The following is a 14,656-nucleotide window of genomic DNA, read 5'->3' as shown; positions in this document are numbered from 1 at the left end:
GCTGTGGATAAAAAGATTTCGGAGGAAAAGTGGACAAGCCTCGCCCGAAGACGCTCAACCGGCAAATTCTAGAGTTGGCGATTCCCGCCCTCGGCGCACTCATTGCGGAACCCCTTATGACCATGGCCGATTCAGCCATGGTCGGACACCTGGGAACTGCCCAGCTTGCCGGCATGGCCGTGGGAACCACCATCTTGAACCTGTTTGTGGGCATGTGTATCTTCCTTGCCTACACCACCACCGCACTCACCTCGAGACGTTTAGGTGCGGGAGACAAGAAGGGGGCGCTACGCGGAGGCGTGGATGGCATGTGGCTGGCGGCCGGAGTGGGATTACTGCTAGCGCTAGTGCTAGCAATTTTTGCCCCCCAGTTGGCCTCACTTTTCGGCGCTTCTGCTGCCGCCTCCGGGCATGCGGGAATTTACCTGAGGGCGGCTGCCCCCGGTTTGATTTCGATGCTCACCGTCATGGCGGCCACTGGAACTTTGCGCGGCATGCTGAACACTCGCACTCCGTTCGTAGTGGCCACGCTGGGCGCCCTCGCTAACGTTTGTTTGAACGCCACCCTAATTTACGGGGTTGACTTAGGCATTCGCGGCGCCGGCATTGGCACGGCGTTGGCACAGACCGGCATGGCAGTAGCGTTGTGCCTGATTGTTTACCGTGGGGCCAGGCGCGAGGGCGTATCCGTACGTCCGTCAATAAGTGGTATCCGCAAATCTGGTTTTTCTGGGTTGCCGTTATTAGTCAGGTCACTGGCGCTACAACTTTGCGGGGTGCTCACAGTCAGTGCTGCCACCCGGCTGGGCGACCTAACGTTGGCTTCCCATCAGGTGATTAATTCTATTTGGGCACTGTCGTCTTTCAGCCTGGATGCCCTGGCTATTGCAGCGCAGGCCCTGACGGGGCACGCGCTAGGGACCGGCAATTTTAGCCGCGTCAGAGCAGTGTTGGGGCGCTGCCTGGCGTGGGGCGCCGGTGTGGGCGTTGTACTAGGGGTAATTATTATCGCCGGATCCCCACTCATCGGGCGGATCTATTCTTCTGACAACCAAGTGCTTATGGCTACGGCGGTAGGCCTGATCATGGCGGGTCTGATGCAGCCGCTAGCCGGAGTGGTTTACATGCTTGACGGAGTACTGATAGGGGCTAACGATTCGAAGTACATGGCCGCCTCCTACGTTGTGGTGCTGGCAGTTTACGCCCCCGCAGCCCTAGCCATAGCCCACTTCGGCAATACTTGGTCTGCAGCATTGGTGGGCGGCCAAGATCTGCCCGCTGAGGCGCCCTCGTACGGGTGGATACTGGCTGGCAACCATGCAGGTTTGAACCTGCTGTGGGTGTGGGTCGGGTATGCGGCGATCATGTTTGGAGCTCGCGCCGTGGTTCTGGCCATCCGGGCTAGGGGCAGCAAGTGGATGGAGAACGCCGAGGCCTAGCGGTTATCGGCGCCAGCAGGTGCGGATTACAATTGCCGCGATTATGCACAAGGTGGCTACTGTGGGCAGGGAGAGTGCTTGCAATTCCCCTATTAGAAAGCTGACTACCGCACCCAGTGGTTTGGCGGAGCCTACTTGGTTGGCGCCCCAGCTCATCAGGTGTGACCCTAGCGTGCGGACCAGCAACGAAAAAATATAGATGCCGATGCCAATTTTCAGTAGTAATGAAGAGGCGTCCTGGTTGTTCCGGTTTACGTTGCTGCGTGTCATGTTTCCTCCCTTGGATCGATACGCCAGCATCCTAAAACGGGGGGGGTGATGGGTCGCAACTTTTCGGCATTATGATGCCGTTATACACAATTGCGCAGCAACTATTTTACCTTTTCGCCCGCCCGAACCAGCTGTTCAGCAAGTACTAGCACGTTGGCCCCCCACAGGCGCACAGGCCGAGGGTGGGCGCTGGCCTGGTCCGGTTCGGCCTCTAATACCACTTGCACCCACGAGGGCGGAAAACTGGCTCCGGCGGCCCCTACTAAGGCCCCGGCTATGGCAGCGTTTGTGTCTGTGTCCCCGCCCTGCAAAACGCTCGTGCGGATGGCGTCCTCGCCCGAGCTAGCATGCAACAACTGGTAGAACGCATTTTGCAGGGCTATCAGCACCCAGCCCTGGTGGGTCATGAAATCTTCGGGCATTCTGTTGTGAGCCCGCCGCAGGGCCGCGGCCACAGGCTCGGGTACGCGCATTTCTTGCGCCCAGCTGAGTGCGCTCCGGTAGATGCTTTGGGCGTTGTGGCCACGTACACCGAGGGCGATTGCCATGGCATATAGGCAGTTTGAGGCACGTGTGATCGCGTTAGGGTGGGTCAAGGCGGCATCGGTGGCGGCCCAGGTGCCCACCTTGTGCAGGGGCGCGTGCCAGCCGTATACGCCTAGCGGGCTGATGCGCATGAGGGCCCCGTTCGCCTGGGTTTCGTTTGAGGGCGCGCCGGCGAGGGCGGAACGGGTGGCCATACCCATGCTGAACGGCTGGGAGTGCCCCCATTCTTGATATGCAGAAAAGGCTGCCGCCGCGCAGTATTCTCCTGAATCGACGATTGAATGGGCCAACGACAGCGCCATTTCGGAGTCGTCCGTAAGCTGCCCGGCTATAGTGCCGTGTATGGCAGATGGCCCCATCAGGCGGTTACCTGCGAACCGGTCCTTTACTTCTTTGGGAGTCATGAATTCCATTTGAGCGCCGAACGCGTCGCCAACGAGTTGGCCAAGCAGGGCGCCTTGCCCTCTAGAGATCACAGCCTCATCCATGCCTTCATAATATCGACGTATGAAAAGCCAGGCGCAGAGTTCCGCAAAGGGCGGCTACGCATCGCATTTGGGCCTTGTGCAAGTGGTGTGCGCTCTGGGTGCGGTCGGGCATTTGCGCGAAGCACAAGGGCAAGAACGCACACCACTTGCACAACCTGGCCACCGAACGACCGTTGCGCGAAGCACAAGGGCAAGAGCACACACCACTTGCACAACCTGGCCACCGAACGACCGTTGCGCGAAGCACAAGGGCAAGGGCGTTAAGGGAATGTGGGAAACGCTAGGTGAGCGATAAGGGGGTATTTCCCGATTCGGGGTTAGCAAAATGGCCCGCTACGCACGGGGCGCGGCGGGCCATAGGGCTGAATAGAAACTATTCGCCGTCAACCTTTACAACCAAGGTCGCGTTGACCTCGGGGTGAAGGGAAACGTTCACCTTGAAGGTGCCGGTGGTCTTGATCGGGGCTTCCCAAGAGACGCCGCGACGATCGATGCTCTGGCCGAGCTGTTCCTTGACCGCTTCCGCGATCTCGGAGTTGGACACGGACGCAAATAGGCGACCGGTGTCAGTTGCCTTCTTGGTGATGGCAACGCCCTCGGAGCCCTGCAATGCGTCGCGTACCGCGCGCGCATCGTCGATGGAGGCGATTTCGCGCTTGCGGCGAGCGGCCTGCATCTGGTCGATCTGGCGCTGTGCACCCGGGGTCCACTTGGAGGCCAGGTTGCGCGGGAACAGCAGGTTACGAGCGTATCCTGCGCGAACAGTTACAACGTCACCGGTGACGCCCAGGTTGGGGACGTCGGCGTTTAGTACAACTTTTGTCTGTGCTGCCATTGTGTTCCCCTCCTATCAGCGGCCGGATGACGAGTACGGAAGCAGAGCAACTTCGCGGGCGTTCTTGACGGCCTTAGCGATTAGACGCTGCTGCTGTACGGAGACACCGGTCACGCGGCGGGCGCGGATTTTGCCGCGGTCCGAGATGAACTTGCGCAATAGTGCGGTGTCTTTGTAATCGATTACTACATTTTCGACGCCCCGGAACGGGTTCGCCTTCTTTTTAATTGGCTTAACAGTGCGAGCCTTTTGCTGCCTTGCCATGCCTTCTCCTTATGGTCATTTGCCTTGCGGCAGCCCCTAGTGGGGCAAAATCCTGGAAATGGGCTCTAGGCCCAGCGCTTTAGAACGGGGGTGCTTCGTCGAAGCTGGAGCCGGCTTGTGCACCGCCGGTGCTCCATGGGTCTTCGGGAGAACCACCCGTTGGCGCGTTGTAACCTGCGTTTGAACCGAAACCTTGTCCCTGGTTTTGCTGGCCATAGTTTTGGGGCTGGCCTTGGTTTTGGCCGTAGCCGCCCTGGTTTTGCTGGCCGCCGTAGCCGCCTTGGCCACCACCGCTGAAGCCGGAGCCTCCGCGTTGGGAGCGCTCGACGCGGGCTGTGGCGAAGGTTAGGGACGGGCCGATTTCGTCTACTTGCATTTCGACGACAGTGCGCTTTTCACCCTCACGGGTTTCGTATGAGCGCTGCTGCAACCGACCTTGCGCGATTACGCGCATGCCTTTTTGTAGCGAGTCGGCAGCGTTTTCGGCTGCTTGGCGCCACAGTGAGCAGCGCATGAAGAGGGCTTCGCCATCTTCCCACTGCCCTGACTGGCGGTTGTACCGGCGGGGGGTGGAGGCGATCGTGAAGGACGCCACTGGCGCCCCTGATGCCGTGAACCTGAGTTCCGGATCGGCGGTTAGGTTTCCTACTACCGTAATTACGGTGTCTCCGGCCATGATTCCTCCGTTTTGGTTCTACTGGGTTACTACTTGGTGTCCAAGCGCATCAGCTTGGTACGAAGAACGCTTTCGTTCAAAGTGAGCTGACGGTCGAGTTCTTTGGCGTCCGCGGGCGTGGTCTTCAGTTTGATAACCACGTAGATGCCTTCGGAGTGCTTTAGAATTTCGTAGGCCAAGCGGCGCTTGCCCCACACGTCAACTTCGGCGGTGCCACCATTGTTGGTTACAACTTTGGTGACTTTTTCCATGGATGCAGGGACTGCACGCTCGTCTAGCTGCGGGTCCAGGATGACCATGAGTTCGTACTCACGCATTGATAACCCACCTCCTTTGGTCTGAGCGGTCACGGTCTTTCCGTGACAGGAGGGTCTGCGTTGGCCGCTTTGCGGGTGCAAAGTTGCCAGATACACAGTTTAGCTGGATCTTCGCGCCACCTCTACCCTTTTTGCGGGCGAGGCCCGCCACACTATTGCCTGTTTTGTTTTTCTTCCGAGGGCGCGGGGGCGGGTTGGTTGCGCTGTTCTTTGTGTTTTTGCCCCTCCTCGTGGGGGGACTCTTCTTGGACTTCTTCCCGCTCATTTTCTTCCGAGGGCGAAGGGCTGGCCTCTTCTGAACGTGGGCTCTGCTGCCTAGGGGCTGGGGCCGGGGCGGGTGCAGGCGCACGCCTGGATTGGGGTGCCTGCCAGCCCTCGAATTGTTCGACCGGAGTGTTTGCTAGAGCGTCTTGCATGTACCAGGTCCACACTTGTGCAGGCCAGGTGGAGCCTGTAACCTCACCTACGCCGCCGAAGGGGGTGATGGACTGTTCGGAACCATCTTCGCCTACCTGGTACATGGAGACGACGGTTACTAGTTGCGGTACGAAACCTGCGAATTGGGCGGAACGGTTCTCTTCTGACGAACCGGTTTTGGCTGCGGCGGGCCTGCCTAGGGCTAGGGCTTTGTCGCCGGATCCGCCTTGCACTACGGATTGGAGTGCTTCGGTGGTCTGGTCCATTATGTCTTCGTCGAATACACGCTTACCTGCGGTGTCTGCCTTGTAGAGCACATCCGAGGCTTTGTCTTTGACCTGGTCGACAATGTGGGCGTCGCGGCGTATTCCCCGCGAGGCAATTGTGGAATATGCGGTGGCGATGTCGACTGTGTGCGGCGAGGACGAACCCAGCACGTTTGTGGGCGATTCGTCTAGGCCGGGGGTGTCTTGCGGGTAGCCGGCGTCGATTGCAACTTGTTTTGTGGTCGCGGGCCCAACTTTTTGGTTTATGCGCACGTAGGCGGTGTTGATGGAATATTGGGTTGCTTTTTTGTAAGTGACGGGCCCGAACGAGATGGAGGCGTAGTTGGAGACTTTTCCGGCTCCTAGCGCTAGTGGGGAAGAGCCGTCGACGCTCGAGTAGATGCTGTCGCCGTTTTGCAGTGCGGCGATTAGGGCGAAGGGCTTGAAGGTGGACCCTGCCATGGCGTTGTCTTGGAAGGCTGCTGAGCGCTGTACTTTTTGGAAGTCGGCTCCGCCGTATTCGGCTACGATCGCCCCAGTTTCGGGGTCGACTGAGACGAGGCCTGTGCGCAGCGTTTTTGGCCTGTCGGCGGGTAGGTTGTTTACCGCGTCAACTGCCGCCTTTTGCCGGTCGGGTTGGATAGTGGTGACTATCTGCATGCCCATGGTGTCGATTTGTTCGTCGCTGTAGCCGGCTTTGGAGCGCAGCTCTTGGCGCACGTGAGCCAAGAGGTACCCGTTTGTGCCGGTTAGTGACGGCTGTACTGCCTGCGGGGCGGCAGCTTTGGGGAAGGCCATTTTTTCGGCTTCGTCGGCACGGATCCAGTTGTCTTTTACTAGGCGGTCGACTACGCGGTCCCAACGTTTGTGGGCCATATTCTGGTCAATTGCGGGGTCCCATGAGGAGGGCGCGGGAATGATTCCTGCTAGTAGCGCGGCCTCTGAGGGGGTTAGTTCGGCGGCTGGCTTGTTGAAGTAGGCGTGGGCGGCAGCCTCAATGCCGTATGCTCCTCGGCCCCAGTAGATTGTGTTCAGATAGTTGCCTAGGATCTGGTCTTTTGATTGTTCGCGGTTTATCTTCAGCGCCAAAATGGTTTCTTTGAATTTGGCGAAGTAGGCGCGGATGCCGTGTTCGTTTGAGGTGGAGCCGGTGTAGTAGTTTTCTACGTACTGTTGCGAAAGCGTGGATGCGCCTTGGCGGGGCCTGCCCAATAGGTTGTTTATTAGGGCGCGGCCGATGCCTTTGACGTCGATGCCGTTATTTTCGAAGAACGTGGAATCTTCGGAGGCAACTACCGCTTGCCCAATGTAGTCGGGTAGTTTGCTGGCGTCGATGATTTGGCGGTTTTGGGTTTGGAATTTGCCCATCTCGGTTTTGCCGTCGGCGAAGTAAACTGTGGAGGTTTGCGCCTGCGCCAGTTTGTCGGGCCCGGGTATGTCCATTGTTGCGTATGCCACTAGGAAGGTGCATCCAGCTGCGATGATGCCTAGTAGGAAGGTGCCGAGCAGCCCGATTCCCAGCCGTTTCGGCCAGGTCCGCCTGGCCTTCTGGTTGCGTTTTTGTACTGCCCTATCGGACCTAACTGCGCTGGTTTTGCGTTTGGGTTGGTACGAGGGCGGGTTGTTGCTGCTGCTTGCGCGCTTACTTTTCGTGGCGCCTTGGCCGCTTTTGGGGTGTTGAGTACGCCTTGTGCTTTGGGAGGACTTGGGGGCTGGCTTGGGATCCGAAGTGGCCTTCGGGGCGCTGGTTGCGCCGGAAGCGTTAGCGTTCAAGCTGCGCCCTTGCCTACGTAGGCGCAGTTCGCGGCGAGTCAGTTTACCCGGCCCGTCCTTTTTTGGATCCGCCACGTTTCCCCTTTCTAAAATGCCCGTTCGAGCACTTCTTACCCTACCGCCTCTATTGGGTTCGCAACCTTGTCATTGGCCACAATCGGGCCTTTCTGGCTCTGCCTAGGCCCCTAGCGGGAGGTTTCCTTTAGAACTAATAGTAAACGCTCAGGTTTTACACAGATAATAGCGACTACTCTTAGATGTTTTTGTTGCCGGGCCCAGGCCCTTAAAGAATAGGAGTCGATGTGCGGGACGCGAACTTGCTTAGCCCCAATGCTTTGTGGCTGGCCTGGATTCTTGTCGCCGTCGCGACCGCTTTAATGTTTTCCCTGGCGGCGGGCGCAAAAAAGTATTTTCGCAAAGCTTTTGTGGCGTTGCTTGCGGGTGGGGGCGCCTCCGCAATAACGCTGCTCGTAATTGACTACCTTTGGGTGCCTTTTCCCGATGGGCTCGACTGGCACATTTATATTTGGATCGTCTTGGCGGTAAGCGCCCTAGTTATGGGGGGTTTCGCCCTCGGGATTAAAGCCCCCACCCTGGCGAGGGCAACCCGCTTTTTGGGCGCACTGGTTGCGGTTGCGGTTTTTGCGGCTGGGGCCTCACTTGGTACTAATGCGGTATACCAGGCCTACCCCACTATGGAATCTTTCTTTGGGCCCAGCAAGATTGACACCGTTTCTTGGAAGAAGCTACATCTGGCTGCGGGCAGCGAGCGGAAACTGGATGCTAAATCCTTTGGCAATATTCCCAAGCGGGGGGTGCTCACTAAGGTGACAATTCCGGGCAAGAAGTCTGGTTTTCGGGCTCGCCCGGCAAATATTTATCTTCCTCCGGCCGCGCTGGGGCCGCGCCCACCAAAGCTGCCTGTGCTGGTGTTGTTGGCCGGTATCCCTGGCACCCCGAACGACTGGGTTCGACTAGGTAACGCCCCCATGATGGCTGAACGTTATGCCAGTACTCATTCTGGCGTTGCCCCAATTCTTGTGCTAGCTGACGTTACGGGATCTACCACTTACAACACCCTGTGTGCGGATTCGACTAGGGGTAACGCTTCTACCTACGCCACTAAAGATATGCCCGAATGGGTTAAAGCTAACCTACCGGCCGCTGCTAGCGCGGACAAATGGCTGGTTGCCGGAGTAAGTTTTGGGGGCACCTGCGCGGTCCAATTCGCATTGCAGGCACCCAACACCTACCGCCACTTTTTTGACATGTCTGGGGAAGCTGAACAAAAAATAGGCACCCGCCGCTACACGATTCAGCACGCTTTTGCGGGGGATGCAGAAAAGTGGAAGCTCTACCAGATCGCTCCCCTACTGCAGAACGGGCATTTCCCCGCCATGTCGGGTAGGTTCGGGCTCGGAATCGAAGATAAGTTCGCGGGAGCAAAAACTAGGCGCGTGCACGCGCAGGCAAAGAAGAAAGGAATTGACGTGGGTCAGATTGTCTACACCCAGGGCAGGCATTCGTGGGCGGTCTGGCGCAGTCTATTGAAACAACAATGGCCGTGGATGATGCAGCAGCTAGGAATCGAGAAGGGCAAGTGATGAGCAGAATTAAGTCCGCGTTATTGCGCTCGCCCGCCACCCTTGTTCTAGTGGGGTTGGGCTGGGCGGCAAACATTGCTTTAGCTCTCGCTCTGGGGATTGGCCCCGCTGCTTCTACGCGCGGGCCGCTAGCTCGTTTTGCACTTACCGAATTTCCTGGTTGGTCGCGCCCTTTAGTTGCTGTCTTTACTACCTCTGATGGGATTGCCCTGCTGCTAGCTACCGCGTTTGCCCTGGCTGTAGGTTCGTGGGCGGAACCAAAGTTGGGTTCTGCCCGCCTGGCACTAATTGCCGTGGGTGGCCACCTTTGCGGCATTATTTTTGGGGCACTTACTGTATTTGTCTTTTACGCGGTAGGATTTTCCACCTCGGCTGTTTTGGTTGACGAAACGGTGGTTTCTCTTTCGCCGTGGGTTATTGCGGTGCTTGTGGGCACTACCTGGCGGATTAGTCGCATTGGGGCTCGCCGCATCCGCGTGGCAACATTTGTCACCTTGGTGGTGTTGTGCCTTATCGTAGGGAACTTGGTTGAGGTGGTACGCATCGGCGCCGCGCTTGCGGGCCTTGTGCTTGGCTACACGCCTTCCGCGAGCGCTCGACGCGGCAAGCCCATGGGGGCGCGCGCTGACATTCCCGCTAACATTGCCATAATCGTTGCCGCATTAGGCACCTCGGGGCTTATTAGCGCCATTTTCAGGCACCCTGCGGGGCCGATGGCGCAAATTGAACGGCTAATTTTTATTTCTAGGTTGCGGCCGGCTTCATTGGCAGCGCACTGTTTCCCCGATGGATTCGCCTCGATTAGGGCGCATATAGCCGATCCGCTTTGCACGGTGGAGTTGGCGCGCGCCAGCGGTGGGGCCATGTCTCCCCTGCTTCACCATGTCGCCCTCTTCCTGCTGTTTTTGGCTCTGGCGGACGGGTTGTCGCGTTCGCGCAGGGCAGCCTGGATTGTTGCGGTGGCAGTGCAAATTGTGGGCGTTGTGCGCGCCCTGGTGTGGGTGCATTTGGTTCCTGAGGACTTCACTTTTTCTACCCAACACATTTTTTCGGCACTTCCTCCGCTCTATTTTCAGATAGCTATCAGTGGCTGCGCTTTGGTGCTGCTTCTTGCAACTAAAGGTTTCTTCCACGTGCATGCAGCAGAGGGCACCTATAAGCTCATGGGCAAGAGGGCGGGACTCATTTTCGCGGTGGGCCTGGCCGTTATGCTACTGCTTTACGCTTTGGAGCCGCGTGCCTGGTCGACTCCCCGCACCTTTGTGCAAATTTTTGCGGGACCTCCCGCCCATCTGCTGGCTATTGCCTTGGTGTTTTTACTTTGGCGTACGTTCACTTCGAGGGGCCGGCTCGTACCTGCGGAGCGCTCCTATTTCCGCCCCGCGAACCTGGATGCGGAATCGCATTTGCGGGAACTTGTTCTAACCGGTGGCGGTTCTCTTTCGTGGATGTCTACGTGGGCGGGCAACCAACCTTGGGCGGATAGGACGGGTTCTGCCGGGTGGGGTTACCGCGTTGTCGAGGGCGTGGCCTTGGCTACCGCCGATCCGGTGGGCAAGGTTGCGAACATGGGTCGCCTCGTCCACGAGTTCGGGGCATTCGCGCAGAAGAACGGGTGGATTCCCGCCCTCTATTCGACCCACGCCGAGGTCGCTAAGGCGGCGCAGAATCTGGGTTGGACTGCCGTGCGGGTAGCTGAAGAGGCCGTGGTTCCGATGGCATCGTTCACGCTGGTGGGTAAGAAATATCAGGATTTGCGCACCGCAAAGAATCGGGCCGCTCGCGAGGGCGTACACGTCGAAGAGGTAACTTGGGAGGATCTTCCCGAGGGCGGGCGCGATCAGATTCGCGCGATTTGTGCCCGCTGGGTCGAGGGCAAGGCGTTGCCGGAAATGCATTTCACCCTGGGTGGGGTGGCTGAGCTGCAAGATCCCGCCGTGTCGCTTTTGATTGCTGTTGACGATGAGCGCACCATTCACGGGGTAACTTCCTGGCTACCGGTTTACCGAGACGGGCAGTTGGTTGGCCGCACCTTGGATGTGATGCGCAGGCGCGAGGGCGGTTTCAAACAGGTCATCGAGCTGCTGCTGGTAGAACAGGCTATTGCCTGCCAGGAAGCCGGTTTAGAGTTCGTGTCTTTGTCGGGGGCGCCGCTTGCCCCGGCGCCGGCGGGCGAGGAACCGAGTGAGATTGAGGAACGCGCTTTCCTTTCCGATTCGTTGGATCGGGTGGGGCGCATGTTGGAGCCGGTCTATGGGTTTAGGTCGTTAGCCAGGTTTAAAGCAAAGTTTCAACCGACTTACGAACCAATGTACCTGTTAGTTCCCGACGTAGCGGAGCTACCTGCGGTAGGTTTTGCCATTGGTCGCGCCTACTTACCCGATTTTGGGGTGACCGATGCGTCCATGATGGCCGCCCGCTGGGTGAGGGCGAAGCTGGGGGTCTGACCCTACCCCTTGATCGCGCTTGTGCCAGGACCCAATTTTTCCTGCTGCCACCCGTGTCGCCTGGCGCCGTCCACTGGACGCAGAGAGCGTGGAACTTCCCGCCGCATTAGAGTCCTTTAACGTTATGCGACGATGAATCTACCTTGTTATTCTCGTGATGCAAGGGGCTCACTCTGCCCGACTAAAGGAAGATGCCCCAGTAGCAACCCGAAGCAACGAAGGAGTTCGCATTGAGACCCGAAACCGTTCCTTACGCACGCACCGACCAAGACCACCGATAATCCTGCGGATAATTCATGATTACGTGTTCTGGGATATCGTTCCATTTTCCCGACGCTCGGCAACTGCGAACAATCTTCACAAATATGGATGCCGAATTCGCATCCGGCTTATTTCACGTGGTTATGGGCCCTTCCGGGTCGGGGAAGACTACGTTGCTAAACCTGCTTGACGGCTCCCTGGTTCCCGAAAAGGGAACCGTGAAGATAGCGGGAAGACCAGTTTCCGACTTTCCACTAAAAGACCTGCGAGGGAAGGTACTGGCCCGAGTATTCCAGGACTATCGGCTAATTCCCTACCTCAGTGCGCGTGACAACATTCGGCTGGCTCAGCAGGTTGCAGGCACCCTCGGCCACAACCCTGACACAGCGTCCCGATTATTACAGCGTCTGGGGTTAGGGGATATAGCCGACTCACGCGCCGACCAACTCTCTGGGGGCGAAGCACAAAGGGTCGCAATTGCTAGAGCTTTAGCGAACAAGCCAAAAGTCATCTTGGCAGACGAACCAACAGGTGCCTTAGACGAGGAATCCTCTAGCGGAATCTCCGAATTACTCGGTGAACTAGCACACGAACTAGACGTGTGCATAGTCACCGTCACCCACGATCCAGCAGTGGCTAAAGCCGCAGACAGAGTGCTGGAAGTATCTGAACACAAACTGATCGAAAAAAGGTAATACGCGCAATGCGGATGAAGGTTGCAATAGGTTTTCTTCGAGAGCATTTCCGCCTAGCATTGATCCTAAGCGTAGGCCTACTGGTCTTTTCTACATGTGCTTCCCTTTCCGGAATGTTCCGCGCAAATTTCATAAACGCCATCGAAACCGACTGCAAGACAACCTACGGCGGATATCAATACAAGGTCGGTACCACAACTTCTAAAGCGCGGACAGATCTTTTGAGAGGCGCTAAGAACAGCAAGTTAGTCCCGGTCGCGAGAACTAGTCATGTTATAGAAAAGGCCAATCACTCGACGAAAACTACATTGATCGAGACAGGCAGAGATTTCCCCTATGGAAAGTTGATAGTAGGCCACAGGCCACACAACCAACACCAGATTGTGCTCTCGCAAGCTACATCACAGAAGCTGGATGCTAACATTAACGAGCGAATAAAAATAGGGAACTCTATCTTCGAAGTTGTAGGAATTGCAATCCTACCTGCCCATATAAGCGAGGAATTTGCTGTAAAACAGATGCCGCCACCGGAGCAGCAGGCAGCCACTTTATGGTTTACAAATCTTAATCTGGAGCAGGAAGAATATGCTTCGAAAGACATCCACGCCGGTACTATTCGATCTACCTCAGTGGACAGCGCAACAGAGTATATATTACATGGAGAAAAAAAGACTCTCCTCGATAGCTGGCAGGTACTGTCTATAATCCTTTCGTTAGCTGCCGTAGCGCTTCTGGTGATAAGCGCTACTGTTGTAAGTAAAATTGCCGCTAAAACAGTGAGCTCGCTGCGTGCTATAGGAATGAAACAGCAATTAGCCTGGCTTTTATCTGCTGGAGTTATCGTCACATCACTAGTAACTACAGAACTACTCGGCGGCTTGTTCGCTCATTTAGGAATGTGGCTCCTGTGCGGTTACCTAGGTCGTAAATTCGATCAATTCTGGACAGCCTACGAGCCAAGTAGTGTGTATACCTGTTATATCCGAGTTTTTGCGACTATACTTATTTCACTCATAGTATTACTTGTTTACTATAAGTCGCGCAACAGAAGGCGCCACAAAACGGCAGTGAGAGTTGGAACTGGATCTCTCAAAACTATTTCAGGGTTCGGAGCTGCACTTTTAGCAATTTCCGCTATCTCAATCTGGTTCGCTGTTCCTCTTACATCAATCCTGTATTTCCCATCAATTATCGTAGCCGTAACTGGCGCTGCCCTACTCGCGTGTTCATTGTCATGGGTGAGTATCGGCAAACCATTACGGGAGACTGGTATTGTCAGCTCAGCCTCCACTCTTACCCTTACTCCCATGGTTGCAATAGTTATTTCACTTACCACTCTGATGGCAATTTCTTTCCAGGGGCATGCTAACGCCTTAAATTATGGCAAACCGGACGGGGACAACTACCTGACTGCAGCAAACATTAGTTCCCAGCATGTATCATATCTAAAATCACAATTCCCCGAAGTAATGAGAAACTCAATTATTTTCGCCTTGCCAGATGAGTCTCGGTATATGCCGCGTATAGTTCCCGACACTTATCGGCAGTGTTTCAATAAATCCGATAATCCCGATTCATGCCGTCAATGGATGGACTTAATCGGATTTACGATAAGCGCCCCTCCTGGTGAGGATCTCACCGGGTATATATCACCCGAATTGGGAGAAACTCAACAAGGGAACAAATTTGATATTGCGTTAATATCCGCTCCAAAGTTTAGTATAATAAAATTTATTCCACTTACGTTAGATAAGAAAGTAAATCCGCGCCTCACGCAAGCAAATCTACCCGGGTGGATTGCGAATCCAAACGATGCTCGGTTGCAACAGGCCGGAATTGTTCCCGGTCCCGATCGTAGAATCTACATTCCTGATTTCGCCACAAAACCTATTGTTCAACAGACTGGTTTCAGAAGAGCAGCGGCAACAGTATCCCCCTCTATCGCAATCACTGAGGCAACTAGTGTGAATACTTCGTCTTTACACAAATTGTCTTTGGCTGTTTTAGCTTTGGGTTTCACCCTTAGTGCCGTACTAACAGGGACGGGTCTTACCTTGGCGCGGAAACGCAGCGCCGCCCTGCAATTCGTTGTAAACAACTACGGTGGGGGCGATAGCCTGCTGCGTAACCTCCGATTGCGGGAGGTGAGCCCCTACCTCTGCTCCATAATAGTTTCAACAATAATCGGCTGGCTAATGTCTACTCCCGGGGTTGCCGGACGCGGCCCCACCCCACACCAGGTTAGTGCCGGCTACACTTGGCTAATCCCCCCTGTGCTTCTGACGATAATATTCCTAGCCGAAGCATTCCACCTGCCCAAAGACCGCAGAAAACTATCCGCCCCACAGGAATAAACCG

General features: G+C 56.2%; 12 protein-coding genes. 5 read left to right on the top strand and 7 right to left on the bottom strand.

What is annotated here, in order from left to right; genetic code table 11:
- Positions 1–29 precede the first annotated feature (29 nt).
- Entirely contained in the window at positions 30–1,439 is a 1,410-nt protein-coding gene (locus G437_RS0101600; protein ID WP_024330854.1) for an MATE family efflux transporter, read from the top strand.
- 3 nt (positions 1,440–1,442) lie between these two features.
- Here G437_RS0101600 and G437_RS0101595 read toward each other — a convergent pair whose 3' ends face one another.
- From G437_RS0101595 to G437_RS0101565, 7 genes are all read right to left on the bottom strand, one after another.
- Positions 1,443–1,709: a hypothetical protein gene (locus G437_RS0101595; RefSeq protein ID WP_024330853.1), complete on the bottom strand. Its 267-nt coding sequence runs from the start codon at positions 1,707–1,709 to the stop codon at positions 1,443–1,445.
- Between the two features lie 101 nt (positions 1,710–1,810).
- Entirely contained in the window at positions 1,811–2,743 is a 933-nt protein-coding gene (locus G437_RS0101590; RefSeq protein ID WP_024330852.1) for an ADP-ribosylglycohydrolase family protein, read from the bottom strand.
- 373 nt (positions 2,744–3,116) lie between these two features.
- Positions 3,117–3,578: a 50S ribosomal protein L9 gene (gene rplI / locus G437_RS0101585; protein ID WP_024330851.1), complete on the bottom strand. Its 462-nt coding sequence runs from the start codon at positions 3,576–3,578 to the stop codon at positions 3,117–3,119.
- Positions 3,579–3,593: 15 nt separating this feature from the next.
- Positions 3,594–3,842, bottom strand: coding sequence for a 30S ribosomal protein S18 (gene rpsR / locus G437_RS0101580; RefSeq protein ID WP_004807791.1), 249 nt, complete (start codon positions 3,840–3,842; stop codon positions 3,594–3,596).
- A gap of 79 nt (positions 3,843–3,921) precedes the next feature.
- The gene (locus G437_RS0101575) at positions 3,922–4,518 is read right to left on the bottom strand and encodes a single-stranded DNA-binding protein (RefSeq protein WP_024330850.1); all 597 of its coding nucleotides are present in this window, start codon (positions 4,516–4,518) and stop codon (positions 3,922–3,924) included.
- Positions 4,519–4,547: 29 nt separating this feature from the next.
- Positions 4,548–4,835 (bottom strand): 30S ribosomal protein S6, encoded by a 288-nt coding sequence (gene rpsF, locus G437_RS0101570; protein WP_024330849.1) that lies wholly within the window; start codon positions 4,833–4,835, stop codon positions 4,548–4,550.
- A gap of 152 nt (positions 4,836–4,987) precedes the next feature.
- The gene (locus tag G437_RS0101565) at positions 4,988–7,366 is read right to left on the bottom strand and encodes a transglycosylase domain-containing protein (RefSeq protein ID WP_024330848.1); all 2,379 of its coding nucleotides are present in this window, start codon (positions 7,364–7,366) and stop codon (positions 4,988–4,990) included.
- Between the two features lie 227 nt (positions 7,367–7,593).
- Between G437_RS0101565 and G437_RS0101560 the strand changes: the two genes are divergently transcribed.
- From G437_RS0101560 to G437_RS0101545, 4 genes are all read left to right on the top strand, one after another.
- Positions 7,594–8,895, top strand: coding sequence for an alpha/beta hydrolase (locus tag G437_RS0101560; RefSeq protein ID WP_024330847.1), 1,302 nt, complete (start codon positions 7,594–7,596; stop codon positions 8,893–8,895).
- Entirely contained in the window at positions 8,895–11,342 is a 2,448-nt protein-coding gene (locus G437_RS0101555) for a bifunctional lysylphosphatidylglycerol flippase/synthetase MprF (RefSeq protein ID WP_024330846.1), read from the top strand. The genes G437_RS0101560 and G437_RS0101555 overlap by 1 nt, the downstream gene beginning before the upstream one ends.
- Before the next feature lie 296 nt (positions 11,343–11,638).
- A complete protein-coding gene (locus G437_RS0101550) occupies positions 11,639–12,298 on the top strand; it encodes an ABC transporter ATP-binding protein (protein ID WP_081638874.1) in 660 nt (219 codons plus the stop codon).
- Between the two features lie 14 nt (positions 12,299–12,312).
- The gene (locus G437_RS0101545) at positions 12,313–14,652 is read left to right on the top strand and encodes an ABC transporter permease family protein (RefSeq protein ID WP_155845677.1); all 2,340 of its coding nucleotides are present in this window, start codon (positions 12,313–12,315) and stop codon (positions 14,650–14,652) included.
- Positions 14,653–14,656 lie beyond the last annotated feature (4 nt).

The organism is Winkia neuii subsp. neuii DSM 8576 (assembly GCF_000420405.1).
Lineage (GTDB): Bacteria > Actinomycetota > Actinomycetes > Actinomycetales > Actinomycetaceae > Winkia > Winkia neuii.
The sequence above is the reverse complement of the archived record's forward strand: the minus strand, read 5'-3'. Positions and strand labels throughout refer to the sequence as shown.

Bases quoted from the DNA above. Each gene is read 5' to 3' on its own strand.
- G437_RS0101595 (WP_024330853.1), bottom strand. From the start codon at position 1,709: ATGACACGCAGCAACGTAAACCGGAACAACCAGGACGCCTCTTCATTA.
- G437_RS0101590 (WP_024330852.1), bottom strand. From the start codon at position 2,743: ATGGATGAGGCTGTGATCTCTAGAGGGCAAGGCGCCCTGCTTGGCCAA.
- rplI (WP_024330851.1), bottom strand. From the start codon at position 3,578: ATGGCAGCACAGACAAAAGTTGTACTAAACGCCGACGTCCCCAACCTG.
- rpsR (WP_004807791.1), bottom strand. From the start codon at position 3,842: ATGGCAAGGCAGCAAAAGGCTCGCACTGTTAAGCCAATTAAAAAGAAG.
- G437_RS0101575 (WP_024330850.1), bottom strand. From the start codon at position 4,518: ATGGCCGGAGACACCGTAATTACGGTAGTAGGAAACCTAACCGCCGAT.
- rpsF (WP_024330849.1), bottom strand. From the start codon at position 4,835: ATGCGTGAGTACGAACTCATGGTCATCCTGGACCCGCAGCTAGACGAG.
- G437_RS0101555 (WP_024330846.1), top strand. From the start codon at position 8,895: ATGAGCAGAATTAAGTCCGCGTTATTGCGCTCGCCCGCCACCCTTGTT.
- G437_RS0101550 (WP_081638874.1), top strand. From the start codon at position 11,639: ATGATTACGTGTTCTGGGATATCGTTCCATTTTCCCGACGCTCGGCAA.
- G437_RS0101545 (WP_155845677.1), top strand. From the start codon at position 12,313: ATGAAGGTTGCAATAGGTTTTCTTCGAGAGCATTTCCGCCTAGCATTG.